28 protein-coding genes and 2 pseudogenes are annotated in these 18,441 nt (G+C 31.7%); 18 read left to right on the top strand and 12 right to left on the bottom strand.

The annotated features are described in order from the left end of the window. A pseudogene (locus tag BG20_RS03730) lies at positions 1-529 on the bottom strand (AIPR family protein); the annotation flags it as partial. A 75-nt stretch (positions 530-604) separates the two neighbouring features. On the opposite strand from BG20_RS03730, the gene BG20_RS03725 reads away from it, so the two are divergent. After that, positions 605-1,024 (top strand): cupredoxin domain-containing protein, encoded by a 420-nt coding sequence (locus BG20_RS03725; protein ID WP_010191089.1) that lies wholly within the window; start codon positions 605-607, stop codon positions 1,022-1,024. A gap of 122 nt (positions 1,025-1,146) precedes the next feature. Here BG20_RS03725 and BG20_RS03720 read toward each other — a convergent pair. Continuing rightward, positions 1,147-1,371, bottom strand: a pseudogene (locus BG20_RS03720) (histone family protein); the annotation flags it as partial. An 84-nt stretch (positions 1,372-1,455) separates the two neighbouring features. On the opposite strand from BG20_RS03720, the gene BG20_RS03715 reads away from it, so the two are divergent. Genes BG20_RS03715 through cgi121 form a run of 3 tightly spaced genes read left to right on the top strand, consistent with a single transcriptional unit; the run spans position 1,456 to position 3,385 of the window. Continuing rightward, positions 1,456-2,211, top strand: coding sequence for a TatD family hydrolase (locus tag BG20_RS03715; protein WP_081477531.1), 756 nt, complete (start codon positions 1,456-1,458; stop codon positions 2,209-2,211). 31 nt (positions 2,212-2,242) lie between these two features. Then, positions 2,243-2,563: a hypothetical protein gene (locus BG20_RS03710; protein ID WP_010191085.1), complete on the top strand. Its 321-nt coding sequence runs from the start codon at positions 2,243-2,245 to the stop codon at positions 2,561-2,563. Between the two features lie 48 nt (positions 2,564-2,611). After that, positions 2,612-3,385, top strand: coding sequence for a KEOPS complex subunit Cgi121 (cgi121, locus tag BG20_RS03705; protein WP_010191084.1), 774 nt, complete (start codon positions 2,612-2,614; stop codon positions 3,383-3,385). On the opposite strand, the gene BG20_RS03700 is transcribed toward cgi121, so the two are convergent. Next, positions 3,377-3,898: a THUMP domain-containing protein gene (locus tag BG20_RS03700; protein WP_010191082.1), complete on the bottom strand. Its 522-nt coding sequence runs from the start codon at positions 3,896-3,898 to the stop codon at positions 3,377-3,379. The genes cgi121 and BG20_RS03700 overlap by 9 nt on opposite strands. Positions 3,899-3,972: 74 nt before the next feature. Between BG20_RS03700 and BG20_RS12375 the strand changes: the two genes are divergently transcribed. Continuing rightward, positions 3,973-4,146 carry a hypothetical protein gene (locus tag BG20_RS12375; protein WP_157999274.1) on the top strand — a complete coding sequence of 58 codons (174 nt, stop codon included), beginning with the start codon at positions 3,973-3,975 and terminating at the stop codon, positions 4,144-4,146. Here BG20_RS12375 and BG20_RS03695 read toward each other — a convergent pair. The 3 genes from BG20_RS03695 to BG20_RS03685 all read right to left on the bottom strand — a co-directional run bounded on the left by BG20_RS03695 (position 4,143) and on the right by BG20_RS03685 (position 5,468). Next, positions 4,143-4,430, bottom strand: coding sequence for a winged helix-turn-helix domain-containing protein (locus tag BG20_RS03695; RefSeq protein WP_007402897.1), 288 nt, complete (start codon positions 4,428-4,430; stop codon positions 4,143-4,145). The two genes, BG20_RS12375 and BG20_RS03695, sit on opposite strands and share 4 nt — an antisense overlap. A 126-nt stretch (positions 4,431-4,556) precedes the next feature. Continuing rightward, complete coding sequence (locus BG20_RS03690; protein ID WP_010191079.1) at positions 4,557-5,198, bottom strand: hypothetical protein; 642 nt, start codon at positions 5,196-5,198, stop codon at positions 4,557-4,559. A 60-nt stretch (positions 5,199-5,258) separates the two neighbouring features. Then, complete coding sequence (locus tag BG20_RS03685) at positions 5,259-5,468, bottom strand: hypothetical protein (RefSeq protein WP_048097042.1); 210 nt, start codon at positions 5,466-5,468, stop codon at positions 5,259-5,261. A 100-nt stretch (positions 5,469-5,568) separates the two neighbouring features. On the opposite strand from BG20_RS03685, the gene BG20_RS03680 reads away from it, so the two are divergent. Continuing rightward, a complete protein-coding gene (locus tag BG20_RS03680) occupies positions 5,569-5,850 on the top strand; it encodes a Fe(2+)-trafficking protein (RefSeq protein ID WP_048097045.1) in 282 nt (93 codons plus the stop codon). On the opposite strand, the gene BG20_RS03675 is transcribed toward BG20_RS03680, so the two are convergent. Continuing rightward, positions 5,847-6,308 carry a hypothetical protein gene (locus BG20_RS03675; protein ID WP_010191072.1) on the bottom strand — a complete coding sequence of 154 codons (462 nt, stop codon included), beginning with the start codon at positions 6,306-6,308 and terminating at the stop codon, positions 5,847-5,849. The two genes, BG20_RS03680 and BG20_RS03675, sit on opposite strands and share 4 nt — an antisense overlap. An 80-nt stretch (positions 6,309-6,388) precedes the next feature. Here BG20_RS03675 and BG20_RS03670 point away from each other — a divergent pair, with 80 nt between their 5' ends. The 3 genes from BG20_RS03670 to BG20_RS03660 are packed head-to-tail and all read left to right on the top strand — an operon-like array spanning position 6,389 to position 8,821. Next, positions 6,389-7,390 carry an adenylosuccinate synthetase gene (locus tag BG20_RS03670; protein ID WP_010191071.1) on the top strand — a complete coding sequence of 334 codons (1,002 nt, stop codon included), beginning with the start codon at positions 6,389-6,391 and terminating at the stop codon, positions 7,388-7,390. Between the two features lie 35 nt (positions 7,391-7,425). Continuing rightward, complete coding sequence (locus tag BG20_RS03665) at positions 7,426-8,100, top strand: hypothetical protein (protein WP_007402891.1); 675 nt, start codon at positions 7,426-7,428, stop codon at positions 8,098-8,100. Further along, positions 8,081-8,821, top strand: coding sequence for an orotidine 5'-phosphate decarboxylase (locus BG20_RS03660; protein ID WP_010191068.1), 741 nt, complete (start codon positions 8,081-8,083; stop codon positions 8,819-8,821). The genes BG20_RS03665 and BG20_RS03660 overlap by 20 nt, the downstream gene beginning before the upstream one ends. On the opposite strand, the gene BG20_RS03655 is transcribed toward BG20_RS03660, so the two are convergent. The 4 genes from BG20_RS03655 to BG20_RS03640 all read right to left on the bottom strand — a co-directional run bounded on the left by BG20_RS03655 (position 8,801) and on the right by BG20_RS03640 (position 11,813). Next, on the bottom strand, positions 8,801-9,220 hold the full coding sequence (locus tag BG20_RS03655) for a bis(5'-nucleosyl)-tetraphosphatase (RefSeq protein ID WP_010191066.1): 420 nt from the start codon (positions 9,218-9,220) through the stop codon (positions 8,801-8,803). The two genes, BG20_RS03660 and BG20_RS03655, sit on opposite strands and share 21 nt — an antisense overlap. A gap of 13 nt (positions 9,221-9,233) precedes the next feature. Beyond that, a complete protein-coding gene (gene uppS / locus BG20_RS03650; protein WP_238527479.1) occupies positions 9,234-9,908 on the bottom strand; it encodes a polyprenyl diphosphate synthase in 675 nt (224 codons plus the stop codon). 191 nt (positions 9,909-10,099) lie between these two features. Then, the gene (locus BG20_RS03645) at positions 10,100-11,248 is read right to left on the bottom strand and encodes a DUF373 family protein (protein ID WP_010191064.1); all 1,149 of its coding nucleotides are present in this window, start codon (positions 11,246-11,248) and stop codon (positions 10,100-10,102) included. A gap of 76 nt (positions 11,249-11,324) precedes the next feature. Next, on the bottom strand, positions 11,325-11,813 hold the full coding sequence (locus BG20_RS03640) for a hypothetical protein (RefSeq protein WP_010191062.1): 489 nt from the start codon (positions 11,811-11,813) through the stop codon (positions 11,325-11,327). A gap of 251 nt (positions 11,814-12,064) precedes the next feature. On the opposite strand from BG20_RS03640, the gene BG20_RS12645 reads away from it, so the two are divergent. The 7 genes from BG20_RS12645 (at position 12,065) to BG20_RS03605 (ending at position 17,402) form a co-directional block, all read left to right on the top strand. Continuing rightward, positions 12,065-12,208 carry a DUF5679 domain-containing protein gene (locus tag BG20_RS12645; protein ID WP_007402885.1) on the top strand — a complete coding sequence of 48 codons (144 nt, stop codon included), beginning with the start codon at positions 12,065-12,067 and terminating at the stop codon, positions 12,206-12,208. 68 nt (positions 12,209-12,276) lie between these two features. After that, a complete protein-coding gene (locus BG20_RS03630; protein WP_010191059.1) occupies positions 12,277-12,699 on the top strand; it encodes a translation initiation factor IF-2 subunit beta in 423 nt (140 codons plus the stop codon). Next, entirely contained in the window at positions 12,699-12,995 is a 297-nt protein-coding gene (locus BG20_RS03625) for a DUF424 domain-containing protein (protein WP_010191057.1), read from the top strand. The genes BG20_RS03630 and BG20_RS03625 overlap by 1 nt, the downstream gene beginning before the upstream one ends. 113 nt (positions 12,996-13,108) lie before the next feature. After that, the gene (locus BG20_RS03620) at positions 13,109-13,918 is read left to right on the top strand and encodes a serine protein kinase RIO (RefSeq protein ID WP_010191055.1); all 810 of its coding nucleotides are present in this window, start codon (positions 13,109-13,111) and stop codon (positions 13,916-13,918) included. Continuing rightward, positions 13,915-14,484 carry a KH domain-containing protein gene (locus tag BG20_RS03615; RefSeq protein ID WP_010191053.1) on the top strand — a complete coding sequence of 190 codons (570 nt, stop codon included), beginning with the start codon at positions 13,915-13,917 and terminating at the stop codon, positions 14,482-14,484. The genes BG20_RS03620 and BG20_RS03615 overlap by 4 nt, the downstream gene beginning before the upstream one ends. Further along, complete coding sequence (locus BG20_RS03610; RefSeq protein ID WP_010191050.1) at positions 14,474-16,315, top strand: DNA topoisomerase VI subunit B; 1,842 nt, start codon at positions 14,474-14,476, stop codon at positions 16,313-16,315. The genes BG20_RS03615 and BG20_RS03610 overlap by 11 nt, the downstream gene beginning before the upstream one ends. Continuing rightward, complete coding sequence (locus tag BG20_RS03605; RefSeq protein ID WP_007402879.1) at positions 16,296-17,402, top strand: DNA topoisomerase IV subunit A; 1,107 nt, start codon at positions 16,296-16,298, stop codon at positions 17,400-17,402. Before BG20_RS03610 ends, BG20_RS03605 begins: the two co-directional genes overlap by 20 nt. Here BG20_RS03605 and BG20_RS03600 read toward each other — a convergent pair. After that, positions 17,397-17,858, bottom strand: coding sequence for an Hsp20/alpha crystallin family protein (locus BG20_RS03600; RefSeq protein WP_010191048.1), 462 nt, complete (start codon positions 17,856-17,858; stop codon positions 17,397-17,399). The genes BG20_RS03605 and BG20_RS03600 overlap by 6 nt on opposite strands. A gap of 72 nt (positions 17,859-17,930) precedes the next feature. Between BG20_RS03600 and BG20_RS03595 the strand changes: the two genes are divergently transcribed. After that, positions 17,931-18,155: a hypothetical protein gene (locus tag BG20_RS03595; RefSeq protein ID WP_010191046.1), complete on the top strand. Its 225-nt coding sequence runs from the start codon at positions 17,931-17,933 to the stop codon at positions 18,153-18,155. Between the two features lie 35 nt (positions 18,156-18,190). Continuing rightward, positions 18,191-18,441, top strand: a 251-nt coding sequence (locus BG20_RS03590; protein ID WP_010191044.1) for a helix-turn-helix domain-containing protein, incomplete at its 3' end; no start/stop codon positions are given.

Raw genomic sequence — 18,441 nt, 5'->3', positions numbered from 1 at the left:
GAACAATCTTTTCAATATCTATAATTTCAATTAGATCATCTTGATAGTCTACTTTTTGATCCGTGACATAACAACATTTTATTTTTAGATTTTTCTCCTTAATTTTTGTAACAAGCTGAGCTAATTCTGGACGCATTTTTGATATGTCTTTTCCAAGTAGACGTTTTGCATCTTCTTTGAATTTTGCAATTGCTTCAAAAGAATGTGATGTTCCGTATTTTGATTGAAATAACCTGATCGTGTTATCGGAAAAATCTACTGGGAGATACGCATCAATTCCAAGATCATTTGCTCCATCTACAATTGCATCAGCTGCATCGTCTTCAGTAGCCTCAAAAACTCTTGTTAGTACCCACTGGAGAAAATTATTCCCTTTCTCTACTTCACTTTTTGAATCTTCAGCGTATTCTTGTATGCTTCCTCTAATATTTTCTGAAAATCCTTCTAAAGGAACACTTGAATTTTTTTGAGTTAATAGAACATGAGAACCTGGAATATACTCTAATAACCCATTACCATTTTGAGCCAATTAGTTCTACTCATATGTTATATATTTAGAGAATTTGGTAATTATACAATAACTCTGTACTATATGTGATGTAATTTGGAAAAAAAAACAATATTTCTAATTGGACTGATACTCATAACTACTGTAGGAATTACTTTTAGTGTTATGCTTTTATCCCAAAATATCTCAGATGATCAAAAATTTGACAAACCAAAAAATATCAAAGCTGATGTGATAATGCCTACAAAAGTCTCACGACCAGGATGTGAAAACACTGATTCTTGTTATATCCCTTCAAAAATTGAAATTAAAAAAGGTGAATCCGTAAATTGGGTAAATCAAGATGCTGCATTTCATAGTGTTACTGCTGGTTCATATGGTGAACCAAGTGGACTTTTTGATAGCACCTATTTAGATCCAGAGGAATCATTTACATTCATTTTTGAAAATGTTGGAACATATGATTATTTTTGTACGTTACATCCATGGATGAAAGGACAAGTTATAGTTCAATAAATGAAAGGTACCCGAGGGAGTCGAACCCCCTTGTATAAGCTTTGCAGGCTCACGCATAACCGTTCTGCCAGAGTACCGTTTTAAAAAATATGAAATGAATAATTAAACTCTTTAGATTAAAATCAAATAAATGGTTTGGAAGCTAGTTTGATATCTTCGGCTTTGATTGTCTTTCTTCCTGCATGCGATGCCATATCTACAGCACTTTTTGCAATGTTGTTTGCCAATTCTTCAATTATTCCTCTTAGTTCTTCTGCAGATTCATCACTTACTCTCTCAGCACCTGCTTTTTTCAAAATTCTGTACATAGCTGAAATACCAAGTTCAGATGATTTCATTGATTTTTCTTTTCTTTTTTCCGATAAAAGATTGTGAGTAAAAAAATATCACCAAGGAATCGATTTATACAGACTATTTTAAAACTTGAGTCATTGGCTTGGCTATATGATTCTCATATTCATTTATCCGATTCATCGTATCAATCTGATTTGGATTATATCCTAAATGGAATGGAGAATATGAAAATCAAAGCTTGTTGTGTCTCTGTAGATACTGAGACGTCCAAAAAAACATTAGAGATTGGAAAAAGAAGTAAACTCGTTTTGCCTTTCATTGGAATACATCCTGAAAACACTAATGATAATCTTGAATTAATGACAGAAATGATCAATGAAAATAAGACACTTATCTCTGGTATTGGCGAGATTGGGCTAGATCCAACCTATGCAAAATTAGAAGAAGACACTAAACGTCAAATTCATTTTTTTGAAACTTTTCTGTCTTTGGCTGAAAAACTTCAAAAACCTGTTTCTATTCACTCACGGAAAAGTCTTGATGATATATTTTCTATAATGACTTCATATGATACTAAACACGCATTACTCCATTGGTTTGATGGGAGTAAAAAACAACTCCAAAAAGCAATGGATATGGATTTTTTTGTTTCATATGGACCTGTTATGATTTATGCAGGTGATAAACAGACATTATTATCCAAAACAACTGAAACAAAAATTCTTGTTGAGACTGACGGACCAGTTAGATTCTCTAGGTGTTTTGAAATGAAATCTGGGCAAATCAGCTTTATTCCAAGTGTTGTGTTTTGCGCCTCAAATATACTTGGCAAATCTTATGATGAAATGGCTTTATTATTAGAGAATAATTCAAAGGCATTCCTTGGAATATAGGTATAAAAAACCCTAATTCATTAGACGAGCAATGGATAGAATTAAGCGTCTCTCTTATGAAGTTCTAGTTGAACATAAACCAAAATTTGGAGAAGATTTTGCTGATAATAAAAAAGTATTAGATCAAATAGCTATAATTCGTTCAAAAGGTCTTAAAAACGAAATTGCAGGATATATTACTAAATTTATTAAAAAAGAAATACGTGAAGAAAAAGTAAAACAATCTCAAATTGAATCTTCCAAAATTGAAAATCATACATTAAAAGAAAAAATTTCTGAAGGCGATGATGATGTTCAAGAAGTTATTGAAATGGTATCTGAACCAACTGCAAATGAAGATTCAGACGAATAGTCATACAACTGATAAAAAATTAATCTTAACTTGTTTGATGATGTCTATATGATAATTATCAAACTTGTAGGTGGAGCAAAAAAATCATTTTCTACTAATGAATTAAAAATAGATAAATCTGACATTTCTATTCAACAACTTCTTGATTTGCTCTTAGAGTTAAAACCCTCTAATACTCCTGATTTAGATGTTGAAAATATTCTGATTGCAGTAAATGGTGCTGATTCTTCTGCAATGGAGGGAAAGATGACTTTGATAAAAAATAATGATGTAGTGAGTATAATTCCTGTAATTCATGGTGGTTCTTCTAAGAGACTACTTTTCAATATGTCACACAAATTAATTCAAGTAATTGAAATTCAAGGCCAAAATCAAATTGATATCATTTTTCTAGATACATTAAGGAAAAAATTCCCAAAAATTAAACTTCAAGCAGTTTCAGCTAATTTCATTTTAAATAATTACCATTTAAAAAAAATTATTGGATTATCGCTTTATTCTGATAAAAACAATCTATTACTCTCAAATAAACTTGAAATGGATATTTTAATGCGTTTTGCTATTTCTCAACAAATCTCCACTGCAATTAATTCTGCAGGAATAAAACCAAAACAGAATTTTATCTTAATTGCTATTGGAAATAGAAAAGCACTGGATTTACTTTATACAGAATTGAGTAAAATATCTGTGGATATGTTTTCTAAAGATAATTCATCATTTCTAAAAAAACATTTCAAAATAAATGATAAGCAACTTTCAATAGTTTTATCAAAAACTCCACTTGAGGACATATTGATAGAAAAAGCTACAGTATTACTCTGATAAACTTCTTTTAGTTTTTTCTATGCTTAAAATATCTGTTTTTTTAACTATGGCGATTCCTGTTTTATTTCCCAATATCTCAATTAATACTACTTTATCTGGAAATTCTAATGATACTTTATTTTTTATTTTTTTCGCAATTCTGGAAATAATCTCTTGACTGGAAATGTTAGAATTTCTTTTCTCAATTGAAATTCTATACGACTCATTTTCTGAAATTAAATTAATTAAATCTGATAATCCATTCTCAATACTTTCAATATTTGTTTCCATAATTTTTTGAATTGGGATTATTCTAAGACAATATCTTATAGACCATGGTTCATCTAATAACATTTCTTTAATTTTATTTACAACTTGAATTGGATCTAATTTTGTCTCAGCAGTTAAAATTCCAGACATATTTGTAATGATTATCGAAGGTTCTGAATCTCCAATACTTTCCAAAATACTTGATAGTTCCTGTTTTGTTTCTGACTCTAAATGTCTTGCACATGTAATTATTAGGTTCAAAGTATTTTACAGACTAAACATCGTGTTAAAACTCCTTCTGTATATTTTTAAGAGAATTGACCTCCATTCTGAATTTGAATTACGACATTCCAATTTTTTCTATATTTGTAAGATTTAATCTGATAAAGTATTTTAACGAAATCAAAATTCTGATGATATACATGTCAAGTTCAACGGAGTATGAAGATACAGATTTTCAGGATGATTTTGATGATGATTTAGATGAATTCGAAGAGACTGAAGACTAGATTGTCAAACCAAAGTTATCTGCAAAAGATGTGAATGTATAATATGCTTGAAGAAATTCTCGTCCAGATTGACTAATTTTGTATTTGTTTGAACCATGTGAATCGACCTGTTCTAATAGACCTTGAGATACTAGTGTTTTTAAAATTCTAGAAATTCTTGAGTGTGAAATGTTAGCTTTTCTAATCAGGTATGTCACTGAAGCTCCATTTTCATCTTGAAGATCATCCCGTGTAGTAGATAATATCTCTCCAATTATTTTCATATGTGTTCTGTATTCTACCATGGGTATCCCTTGTATACGCTATTTCCAGAATTTCTATGAGAGTAAGGTGATATTTTGTAATGTACAAAAAAGATAAAATTATTTGACAAATTTTATTTTTTCAATTAATTTGAGCCTAATACTTAACTATTCAAATTTATCATCGAATTTTATCTTAGTTAGTGGAATCTTGCTTATTGGAATAAACAAAGCAATCAATCCCCCAATTTTGATTGTCATGGATACTGAATATAATATCGATTCTGGAAATACAAATGAATACCAACTCATAAATTCTCCAAGAGCTAACAACGCTAATCCAATTGCAACTGATATGGCTCCTTTATTTTTATTTTCAAAATATGATAGCATTGTTTCAATAGCTCCATAAGCTAATAAAATAAACGATATAGATCTAAAGATATGTTCAATTTGAACAGAAGATACTAAGAATAATGGAATTATTCCAACTGATCTAAAATATCTTGATTTAGGAAAAAATGATTTTATACTGTGTGAAAACGCAATGAAAAAGTATCCAATTGTTTGAATAACAATTCCCAAAGTCTGTACCCATCTTTCTATATTTCCTGATTTTATTACAAAATCTTCAAACATGTATCCCGCCCATATAACAAAAAATCCGGCACTAATTGAAAAAAATGCTATTGTTAATCTAAATAATGTTGGACTACCTGTATTTCTGAATCCAATCAGTGATATTATTCCAATGATGAGTCCAACCAAAAATCCAACCAAATTTAGTATGTTCTCTAAAAGAAATTCCAATGATGATTAACAATTGTTCAATCTAATTATTTTAATCTGCTGAATCATTTTACCAAGTTGTTAATCCCATTCATCTAATGATCCTGCAGATTGACCCTCAGTGCTTCCTGCATAATCTCCTAAAATATCTGAATATGTTGTTTCATTATGTGCCACAAATTTGACGTATTCACCATAACTCATGTCCAAATCACATGTTTCACATTTTACAAATGAAAAATCCATTGAAAGTTCTGCTGTTTTCTTACATTTGGGACATTTTATTTTCACACCTAAATTTGAATTTGTTATCTATTATTACTTTACACTAAACATTAAATCTTCATTTTATTCAATAAAAGATAAAAGGAGTTCTCTTTTGTTATCCTCTATGAGTCGAACTTGTACAAAATGTAAAAACCCAATTCCTGATAGTGAAACACTTGATATGGTTGCAGAGAAATACCCAGTTTGTAACAAGTGTTGGGGTGAATGGAAAGAATACCGAGTAATGGTAATGAATGAAATGAGGCTTGACATGTCAATGCCAGATCATAGAAAGCTATTGAAAAAACATGAAAAAATCTTTGCTGGTGTGCTCTCTCCAGAAGGAGAAATTATAGATTATACAAATGAGGATAATAGAAAACCCGATAAACCACCAGGTGCCTAAATACTAAGATATTTTTTTGCATTATCTGGAATAACTAACATCACTTTTCTTTTTTCCTCAACTTCAAGATCACTGATAATTTTTCTGATTGTTTGTGAAAGTATTTGCTTCTCTTCATCCTTTAAAGATAAGAAAATCTCTAAAATCCCGTCTAAGTTAAAGATGATTAATTTTTGTGGAGATTTAGAAATCTCTTTGATATATCCTGAAAATAACTCATTTCGTTGCTCTTCTGATAATGTAGTTAAGATCTCTAACCATGTTTTAAACAACTTTGCAAAATTTGGAAAAGGAATTGTAGGTCCTGCTTCTAAGGCGTTATTGATTATCTCTTTCTTCTCTGTTTCTCCCATAGAGAAAAACTCCATCATTCTTTTTTTCAAAACTGGAACTCGGAGAAAATCAGGAAGATTTGCCAAAATTACTATGATATTTCCTGCATAATTTGGTTCAGCCACTGATTAATTCTATTTTTAATTGAATATTAAATCATCTGAGAGCACTTCAGCTTAAATAAACGGAATTTAGATTTGAAAATATGACTACAACTGTTGTTGTTGGTGGATTTTTTGGTGATGAAGGTAAAGGAAAGATCATATCATATCTTGCAATGAAAGATAATCCAAAAATTATAGTTCGTGGTGGTGCTGGACCAAATGCCGGTCATACAATTAGAGATGGAGATAAAATATACAAAGTTAGAATGTTACCTAGTGGATTTTTAAACAAAAATGCCAGAGTATTGATTGGTCCTGGCGTAGTGATTAATCCTTCTGTTTTATTAAAAGAAATACAAGATTTTGATGCATCTGGACGAGCATTTATTGATAAACACTGTGGAATTATTGAAGAAAGTCATCTTACTCGTGATTCAAAGGGTGAGTTAAAAGAAAAGATTGGTAGTACTGGTTCAGGTACTGGCCCTGCAAATGCAGATAGAGCAATGCGTGTTTTAAAATTAGCAAAGGACTTTGATTCCCTCTCTTCGTTAATGGTGGATGTTGCAGATGAAATAAACTCTGCAATTTCTTTAAATCAAAATGTATTGGTTGAAGGAACACAAGGGACATTTCTATCCTTATGGCATGGGACATATCCTTTTGTTACTTCAAAAGATGTAACAGCGTCTGGAATTTGTGCCGATGTTGGCCTTGGGCCAAAAAAAGTAGATGAAGTAATTGTTGTTTTCAAATCATATGTTACACGCGTAGGAACTGGACCCTTAGCAAAAGAACTCACGCTTGAAGAAGCTGAAAACAAAGGCTGGTCTGAATTCGGTACTGTAACAGGAAGACAAAGACGTGCTGCTGATTTTGATTTTGATTTAGCTAGGCGTGCAATCATGCTCAACAGTGCAACACAAATCTCAATTACGAAACTAGATGTAATATTTCCAGAGTGTGCAGGTAAAACATCTTTTAACGAACTTTCTAAAGATGCACAATTGTTTATAAAAAATATTGAAAATAAATTAAACACGCCTGTAACAATAATTGGTACTGGGCCTGCTATCAATGAAATCATTGACAGACGAAAATAGGCTGAAAATTTTTGGGGTAAGTTTAATTTAGTATTATGCAAAAAATAATTGTGGATAAATTACCTCGTTACATTCAAGTTTCTTCCACTCTGGAATTTTCTAGATTAGTGTGCGCACTTGAGCGTGCACCACGCGTATCTTTTCTTCATGATCATAACGGTCAAAAAGTTTTATCAGTACAAATGGATATTTTAAAAGAAAAACCAATCGTGTATTATACACCGTTTGAAAATGATGGTCATTACATTTGCTATGGATTAAAAGGTGGCAAAGAAGAAGCTGATATAGTAAATTCTACTTCTGATGCAAGTAAACTCTACTCCCCTATTGTGAGAATTAAATCCCTTCCCGATGCGTTAAAACCTGGTAATGGAACTGCTGATAGATACTTGCCTATTGAACTTGAAGATATGTCCAGTCTTGCAAAACTGACATGGGGTTTTGAAGAAACTCCTTTTCCATTGTTCTTATTTCCACATAAAAATAAATGGCTAGTGGGAGTTTTTATGAATTTTAATGAAGAAGGAACTTCTTATTTCTGTCATGTAGTTCTTGATTCTGATCCTCAAAAACCATATCTAAAATTTACAACTAACAATGTTGAACCCTCTTTTGTAGACAATCCTTCCGAACATGGATATTCATATATCAAAATCATAAAATTAAAAGATACACACCCATTAGTTGATTATGGCCACCTTCAAAACTAGAATTTCGCAAATATCTAAAAAGAATGGCAATATCATCTTGGCCAATGACTATGATTCATCTGTAAGTAACTTGGAGACAAAAACAATCCAGAATATCAAAAAATTATCTCCTTATCTTTGTGGGATTAAACTAAATTTTCATTTATTGCTACCATTGGGATTTAAAGAAATTTCTAAAATAAATAAAATTGCCCATGAATGTGGATTACAAACAATTGCTGACATTAAATTAAATGATATTGGAAATACCAATAAAGTTACCACTGAGCGTCTCTGGGATTTAGGATTTGATGCAGTAATTGCAAATCCGATTATGGGATTGGATAGTTTAAAACTATTAGTAAAATCTGCTCACAAAGAAAACAAAGGTGTGATCACACTATGTCACATGAGTGCTCCTGAAGCTAAATTATCATATGACATGGAAATTAAGATGGGAAAAAAACAGCAACTATATCAGTTGTTTTTAGACTGGGCCATTGAATCTAAAGCTGATGGAATTGTAGTTGGGGCAACATTTCCTAAAATAATTCAGTACTGCTATAATAAAGCAGGAACAAAATTGGATATTTTTTCTCCTGGTATTGGTACGCAAGGTGGTAATACAAAAGAAGTTATTTCTGCTGGAACTCGTTATCTAATTGTAGGTAGGACAATAATTAATTCTAAAAATCCAGTTGATGTTTTAAAAGAATTACAACTACAAAGTTTTGTCAAGTAATTGTTTTGATTTCGTTAAAATTGATTTTGCATTATCAAATGTAGTTTTTTCTACAGCTGTTTGATAATCCATCCATGCATAATCCAGATGTTCATGTGATATAGTAATTTCTTTTGTTTTTGTTTCAGCTAAGAAAAAAACAACTTTTTTGTGAACCAACTCTCCTTGATATTGAAAATTATACTCTATCCACTCTTCAAAATTTTCTATAAATTCAATATCTGTAATTCCAGTCTCTTCCCTAGTTTCTCTAATTGCAGTATGATGAATGGTTTCACCTTCTTCCATTTTACCTTTAACAAAATCCCAATGACCTGATGGATAATTCAACAATAAAAATAAAATTTTTGAATTCTCTTTTCTAAACAAAACAATTCCTGCAGAAGTCTCTTCTATCATTTCATCTCCTTATTTATTTTCCTAGTCTTCTTTTTCTTTCTTGAAATGTTCTGATAGCTCTCATCAAATCAATCTTCCTAAATTCTGGCCAAAAAATATCCATAAAAATCAATTCACTATATGCACTTTGCCACATAAGAAAACCACTTAGTCTCTTCTCACCAGATGTTCTCAAAATCATATCTGGAGAAGATTGTGGTAAATGAGATGTGTATAAATTGGATTCGATTTCTTTTTTACTAATATCTTTTACATCCAAAGTTCCCACTTTGATTTTTTCAGCTATCTTTTTGACAGCATCTACTAATTCATTTTGCCCCCCATATGCTAATGCGATATTTAGAAAATGATTATCATAGTTTTTTGTTGCAACATCTAATCTATCTAGAATCTCTCTGATTGATTCTGGTAGAAGTTCTATCCTGCCAATCCCTTTTACCCTCATTTTGTTTTTATGAATTCTTGGATCATTGTACAGCTTTTCTAATCTAATTCGAATCAATTCGTAAAGATGTTTTAATTCCTCATCATCTCTATCTAGATTTTCAGCGGATAAAGCATACAGAGTAATAATTTTGATATCAAACTCTTCACACCAATCCAATAGGTTTTCTACTGCATCTGCCCCTTTCCAATGGCCTGTTTTTGGAATAGTCAAATGTCTCTTTTGCCCATCTTCTATTTCCATCTAAAATCAAAGCAAGATGATTTGGAATATCTCCACCGCGTATCTCATTTTCAAGTCTTTTTGAATAAATTCTATATAGCCCTGTAAGCTGAAATGCCACATCTTTTATTTTGTTAATCTCTAATCACCACTAATTTGTATTTGACACTAGATGATATCAGTGTTTTTAGAATTAATTTTTAAAATAATTTCTAGTCTGAAATCATCTCTTGACGTTTATGCTTTCTATATTTTTTAAAGAGTATGGTTGCAGAGATTAACGTAGCCGCCAGACCTGCCAATAATGGTGGTACAAGCGTAATTGAGCCTACATCATAACTCATCATAATTATGATAAACTGTGATGTTATTGGATACAGTGCAACTAAAACTATAATTCTTAAAATGTCTGTGATTTGTCTTGGAATGCCCCCTATCCAATTACTCAATAACACTCCAGCAAAAATTGCACCTAATCCAATCCACAATGTCGGTAGAACTCCTATTACAAATTGCCCGATTACAATTTTGTCAGTGATTATTGAGATTAATTCTGAATCTTTCTCTATTAATTTTTGATCAATTGAATTAATTCCGGCTGGTATTGATGATAATATTATCAAAATACCTGCAACCATTGTAAATATTCTAATAAATCCCATAGGTGTAGGTTTTGTTAAATTAGACCATGCTCTGTCTACATCAAAGGCTCTGATTAAAAATGCAGCACCTAAAATACTTACTAACACTGCAAATATTTCTGCAGTGTAACCAAAAATTGTTCCAATACCACCAATCAACAAAAGTATTCCAGGAACACCCAAGAAAAATTTTGAATATTTTGAATCATAAGCTAACATTTTCAAATATTTGCCGAATACTGCATAGGAATATTCCACACTTCTACTTACCTTCATTACTACTCTTTGTACTGAAATGACTGGTAATACATTTTGAATTACTGGAATTACACTTTCGTCATCTTCACCATCTGATACAATCACTGCACCATTTGCTGAAAATGATTCTGAGATTTTTTTTATCTCCATTAGTATTTTTTCATCTGCCTGAACTCCTCTTTTCTTAATTCCAGCTACAATTACTACTTCAACTTGGTACCCCTTACTTATCAAATCCTCATAAGTTTTAATTGCAGCAAACATTGAATTTGAATCTGCATCTTCAGGATCTTCTAACGCTAATCTTTGCGCTGCATCAATACAGGCATTTCTTCCAATTACTGGAGTTGTAATTCCTGCTTTCTCACCAATATCATTGTCTCTATCTACACAGATTACTAGTAATTTGTTAGCCGTAGATGCATTGACTTCTTTTTCTACCTTGTCAGAGCTTTGAGACATTATTTCTTCTAGTTGCTGTATTGCTTTTTAACGATTTCCAACTTTTAAAAATATTATAGTTCTGTTTTGAGCCTATCTAAGGTCTAGAGTTATCAGACTTTTTGATTAGTTCTTGTGATTCTAACTTTAATGATTCTATTTTTTGTATAGTATCAATACTATTTTGACCTTCTTTTAGCATGTTTGCTACAACTTTAGTTTCTATAATGTATTCATTGAATTTTTTGAGTGCCTCCATATAGCTGATGTAGCTTTCTTGCCATTTTTCTGGCGGTTTAGATGTGATGAATTCAGTAATTTGTCCAGTAACTTGTGATGATGTTATGTCAGCTACCGAATTATAATCCTCGGGAGTGGTTTTTCCATCCAAAAGATCCTGAAATTCTGTATCTATGGATTCATGTAATACTTGATGAATTTTCTTTACACCGTCAAGATAGTTTTCATAATCTGATACAATCAAAGTTGATGGATTTTCTTGTGGAATTACCCAAAAGAGAAAACTTACTGCTGTGATTGTTGCTAATATGATGACTGTAACTGCAATTCCTTTTTTTGATGCCATTTTGTTAATTCGGAATAACGGTGTTTATAATTGGTGAACCTTGTAAAATACAGCCTCTTATTTAAGAAATATTAAAAAAAACTGATACAAATACAATTCTTATTATAAATATTAAAAAAATTCCAATATTTGTTGAAATTATTTATAATACTTCATTTTTTGAGCATTAAAAAATTTACACACATCTAGTCTATAGTTAAATAATTTTCACAGGCTCTTCCTAAATACCACCAAGTACGACATTTGCTAGAATGGTAGAAGCATATTGCGTAAAATGCAGAGCAAAAAGGGAAGTCAAAGATCCCAAAGAAACTAAACTAAAAAATGGGCGTCCAGCTGTAAAAGGCACATGCCCAAAATGTGGAACTAATGTCTTCCGAATAGGTAAGATGTAGGCCTACAAAATCCACACGATTTCTCTTTTTCAAAAACCAATATAGGGTACAGCATACACAATTTTTTAGTGGCTAAATCAGATTATGAAACACTACTAAAGAGGATTCAAGATAAACTGGGTGATTCTAAAAAAGCATCCACTACTAGATTTGAACTCCCTGTGGTAGATGTAATGTGGGAAGGACAAAAAACTTTTCTTCGTAATTTCTCCGAATTTCCTAAAGTACTTCGTCGTGATCCTGATAAAGTACTCCAATACCTTTCAAAAGAATTTGCAGTCCCAGCTGAACGCTCAGGTGATAAGGCAATGTTTGTTGGCAGAAGAGCCCCTGATGATTTTACACGACTCTTCCAAATTTATGTTAAGGATTATTTGGAATGTCATACTTGCAAAAGTCCTGACACTAAGATTTTAAAAGAAAATAGAATTTCATTTTTAATTTGTGAAGCTTGCGGTGCAAAATCTACATTAAAAGGTAAATATGCGTAATGCAATTCTCGGTAAAAATTACTGAATATCAAAAAAATTTAATGCTAAATATCTGTGATGCAGATTTACTTGGAAAAAATATTGTTCAAAATGAATTAACTATGACAATTAGCAAAAGCTATTACGGTGATCAAATAATTGAAGAAGATGAAGCTAAAAAGTTACTAGAGAATTCAACAATAATTAATATGGTTGGAAAAAATACAATTTCTCTTTCATTAGAACTTGGAATTGGTTCTGAAAATGGCATAAAAAAAATTTCTGGAGTACCTTTCTTAATTGTTTTTAAAATGTAGTGTTTAAATTTGAAATGAATAGTAACAAGTTGATTTGATGATAATTTATGATCCTGATAAAGGAAATCTCTTTTATCTAGTAACCTCAATAGATTACATTGTCCGATGATACCGTGTCTGATGATTTGATGTCCGATGATTTATTGTATGATGACTTGAGTAGAAAGATAGAATCAAAAATAGATCATAAACTAACTTCCAAATCTAAAAAGGGAGGATTGGAAGATGGATTCAAAAAAGGTAAAGTCATCAATGAAGTTTTAGATAAACCAACTGTTATGACTCTATACAAAATGATCTCAGATCATATCATTGCATATGTTAATGGCCCTGTAAGTGCTGGAAAAGAATCTGTACTTTTTTGGGCAGTAGATGAAAAAAATAATGATGTTGCATTAAAGATTTATTTGATTAGTACATCAAATTTTAAAAAACGAGAACAGTACATAACTGGAGATCCTAGATTTTTAAAATTAAAAAAAGGGACAAAAAATCTCATTTATTTATGGGCGAAAAAAGAATATCGAAATTTAACACAGTGTTACAAATGTGGTATTCCAGTTCCAAGACCACTATATCTCTCAAACAATGTGCTAGCCCTAGATTTTGTGGGTGAAAAAGGATCTCCCGCACATATTTTGCTTGATTCTGAAGTTGATCAAAACGACTATTCTCAAGCAATATCCATAATTACACGATTATATCAAAAAGCCAAATTAGTTCATGGTGATTATTCTGAATATAATATCTTTAAAACTCCAAAAGGATTGGTTCTTTTTGATCTTGGCTCAGCAGTTGATCTAAGACATCCTAATGCACAAGAATTTCTTAAAAGAGATATTAATAATATCGTTAGATTCTTTTCTAAAAGAGGAATTTCTGTTGAGGATCCAAATAAAATATTTGAGGACATTGTAAGATGAGCTTTGAAAAAATACTTAGAATCCCAAATGATCGAATAGCCGTCTTAATTGGTAAATCTGGTAGCATAAAATCCAAAATTGAAGAACTATGCCGTGTTACTTTGGATATTGATGGCCAATCAGGTGAAGTTTTTATCACATCAAATGGAAAAGTTGAGGATATCGAACCCTTCAAAGCTATGGAAATAATAATTGCAATAGGTAGAGGATTTTCTCCAGAAAATGCATTCAGTTTACTAAAGGGTGAAAATGCACTTCATGTGATCGATTTGAGAGAATTTGCAGGAAAATCAAATGCAAATATTGAAAGGATAAAAGGGAGAATTATAGGAGAGGGTGGTAAGGCAAGAAAAAATATGGAAAATTTAACTGGTACTCATATTTCTGTTTATGGAAAAACTGTTTCAATAATCGGTGATACAAGTAAACTACGATTAGTTGTAGATGCTATATCTTCTATTTCCAATGGAAGTATTCATGGAGCTGTTTATAATAAATTAGAAGCAGCAAACAGAAAAAATAAACAAGAGAAAATGCAATTGTGGGAAAATCAAGATGTCTATTAAAGAAAAATTTAATCAAATCTCACCAAGTGAGTTTTTTTATAGGAATAGAGATTTAGCTGGTTTTAGTAATCCCACTAGATCACTATACACTGCAGTTAGAGAATTTGTAGAAAATTCTCTTGATGCATGTGATCAAAAAGGTATCTTTCCTGATGTTCATATGTCAATTAAGGCAGTGGATCCTGACAAACCGGATCCAAAACCCTACATTCTAACTGTAAAAGATAATGGTCCTGGAATAGAATCAAAACATGTCCCATTAGCTTTTGGAACAGTACTTTATGGTTCTAAATTTGGACTAAAACAGGCACGAGGCATGTTTGGTCTAGGCGCAACAATGGCAATTCTCTATGGTCAAATAACTACAAACAAACCAGTTTATGTAAAGAGCTCAACTGATGGAAAAATTCAGGACGAATTTGAATTGTTACTCGACATTCAAAAAAATAAACCTGTGATAATAAAACATAATACAAAAGAAGTGACAAAACGAGGTCTTTCTGTTAGTATTTGTTTAGAAGGGGATTATTCAAAAGCAGGTTCAAAAATTAAGGATTATGTTTATGAAACATCTCTGATTACTCCGTATGCAACAATAACTTTTGATGATCCAAAAGGTGAGAAATTCCATTATTCAAAAATCGTTAATGAGATGCCACCTGCTCCGACAATTATTCGACCACATGCACATGGTATTGATGTTGAAACAATTAGACGTATGATGGTTGAATCACAATTCGAAATTCCTAACATTGATGATGCAATGATTGAAAAAGTTAGAAAAGACTTAGGATTATCAAAAAAGAATCTTGCGTTTGCTGAAATAATGGAAAAAGCAAAAAAACGATGGAAGACACTTTCTAGACCTGTTAGAGTTGTTATCTCATTGATGTCATTTCTTGAAATGGATTTTGACAAACTAAATAAAATTAGAATTGAAGATATTGATGTACCAAATAAGAAATTATATTTTTGGGATTTTGGTGACTCTCTTTCAAAATCTGTAGATTTGGATCCTGAAAATCCATTCTATAAACAATTGACTGGTACAGTTCAAGGTGAAACACTTATTGCATTTTTGACAAAAAGATTTCAACGAATTGGTCCATCAACAGCTGTCAAGTTTGCAGAATTTGCAGGATTCAAACCAGAAAAACGAATGGGATCAATGACAAATGAAGATCTAGTCAAACTAAGTGACTCTTTACAAAAATTTGAAGACTTTCTTTCACCTGATCCAAGTTGTTTAGCTCCTTTGGGAGAAGAACCTCTTGAAAAAGGAATGAAAAAATTCTTTAAACCTGATTTTTGCGCAGTTATTCAGCGTCCCGCTTCAGCTTATTCTGGATTTCCATTTGTTGTGGAAATGGGTATTGCATATGGTGGTGAAATACGCCCAGGTGGACCACATGTTTATCGATATGCTAATAGAATTCCATTACTTTATGATGAAGGAAGTGATGTAGTCCTAAAAGTAGTACATGATACAGATTGGACTAGATACAAAGTCAAAGGCGATCCGCCTTTTGTTATAGTGTCACATATTTGCTCCACCAGAATTCCTTACAAAACAGTCGGAAAAGAAAATGTGGCAGACAGACAGGAGATAGAGCGCGAATTAAGATTAGGATTACAGTTTTTGTCTAGAAAACTTGCCGCATACATGTCTAAACGAGGTCAAGCCGAGATGGCAAAAAAGAGAGCAAATCTATATGCAAAATATCTGCCATTAATTTCTCAATTTTGTACAGAACTCGCAGGAAAGACTAAAGAACCAAATTATAAGAAATTATTGGAAGAGGAGATCACAGTTGACGACAAACAAGATTAAAGATAGAAAGAAAAAAGCACTTGAAAAACAACAAAACATCATTGATACTTTAAAAGATCATGGCGCCAAAGTTTATGGCGATTTAAACAATGGACAGTTTCCAAAATTTTCAATTCCTAGCAGATCTGTTAGTAATATCGTATATGATAAAAAACTTCGACAATACATCTTAGGGAATTCAGCTGCTGTAAGAAGCTCAAGAAATTCTTCTCAATTAAGATCATTTACACAATTAATGTGGTTGGCATTTTTTGCTAATAGGTTAACTCAAGAAAAAAAATCATCTACATTAAGAGATGTCTATTATTCTTCTCAAGCATTCGAAATTGAATTTGAAGATCAATCTGAATCTGATAATATCATTGTGGATTTAGAAGCAGTATTATCAAAACCCCGTGAAGATTTTCATATATTTCCTGAAGAAAGAAGTTCTATTTTTGGAGATTTGAATATAGAATATACAATTCCTGGCTATGAAGGAAAAAAGATGAATCTTTCTAATCATCCTGATGGATATGCTATTGGCCCAAGCTTGACTACTGCAGAACTAATGGATACAAGTGCTGAGATTGTTATTGCAATTGAGAAAGGTGGTTTGTTTACAAGATTTGTAGAAGAACAAGTTGATAAGAAATTCAAATCAATTATTATTAACACTGGGGGACAAGCCCCACGTTCCACTAGAACTTTGCTAAAAAGACTACATGATGAAATGGGATTACCCGTAATTGTTCTTACAGACGGAGACGTGTATGGGGAACATATTGCAATGGTGATTAAATCTGGTTCTGCAAATGCAGCACATCTAAGAGAGCTTACAGTTCCTGATGCAAAATGGGTAGGTGTCTGGGCTACTGACATTGAAAAATTCAAACTACCTACAATCCCTATGACTGAATCAGACATTAAACGATGTTATGATTTACAAAATGATCCAAGATATCAAGAAGGCATCTGGAAAAAAGAACTGGATGTATTTCTTAAAATTAAAAGAAAAGCTGAATTAGAAGCATTTTCAAAATATGGTCTAACAAACATTACAGACAAGTATCTTCCACAAAAATTAGAACTGGCAAAAAGTTTATAGTTTTTTTATTCTTAGTGTCAATACACCGTTTCTGTATTTGAAATCACCAATCTGCATCTCATTTGAACCTTGGATTGGAACTTCTTTAGAAAAACCCATAGACCCACGAATATACAAAATACCATCAATTAGTCTTACTGCTATTTTGTCTTCAGGTCCTGGAACTTCAGATACAAAAACAAAATCATCTTCACCTTTGATAAGATCGTATACCCAATTTTTTGTCTCTTGTTCTCTTATGTTGTAAATTGGTTTTTGATCTTTTGTCATTTTTTTCAAAACGTGAACCCAATAAAACATTGTTATTGCTGCAGCCCCAATTAAAATAAAACTTACAAATCCTGATCCTGATCTTTGAGTCATAATGTAGATGATTCCAAGAAATAAAATTACCATTATGGGAATTGCAAAATTTAATGATTGTTCATTTGAATATGTGCCCTTGTAACTAGCCAAGTGGTTTACTTTGACCTAGACCAAATATAAAGTCTCTTTGGTTTTTATTACCATTTTTTCGAAATTTATTTTATGACTAATAGTAAATCTGAAAAACTCACAATGAGTGACATTGTTTTAAAAGGTTCAATTATTGCAGGAATTGTTACTATCCCTTCTATCGCGTCTTTTCTTATTGCTTGGACTGTTCTTGATAATTTGATTCAGGCTGCAATCATAGGTGCTGTGATGCATTTTATTGCCATGGGATTTTCACTTAAAATATCGAAAAAATTACTGGTCAAACGAGATTCATAATATCCTTTATTTGGTTAGATGCTATTTTAAAAGCAATGGAACTATCAAGAGTAGAAAATGATCTAGTTTCTGAAATAAAATTAAAACCACTCCAAGCTAAAGTCTTTCTCTTAGTAACATGCTATGGTAAGATGACGTCAACTACTATATCTGAAAAAATGGGTATTTCATTTGATGAAGCTTTGAAAACTGCCAAAGATCTAATGCAACTAGGCGCTTTCATAGATATTTCTGAAACTGAATTTGAGGCAATGCATCCAAGATTTACTGCTGTAAACATGTATAG

Origin of the sequence: Candidatus Nitrosarchaeum limnium BG20, assembly GCF_000241145.1 — an archaeon.
Classification (GTDB): Archaea; Thermoproteota; Nitrososphaeria; order Nitrososphaerales; family Nitrosopumilaceae; genus Nitrosarchaeum; species Nitrosarchaeum limnae.
This window is presented reverse-complemented; position numbering and strand designations above follow the sequence as displayed.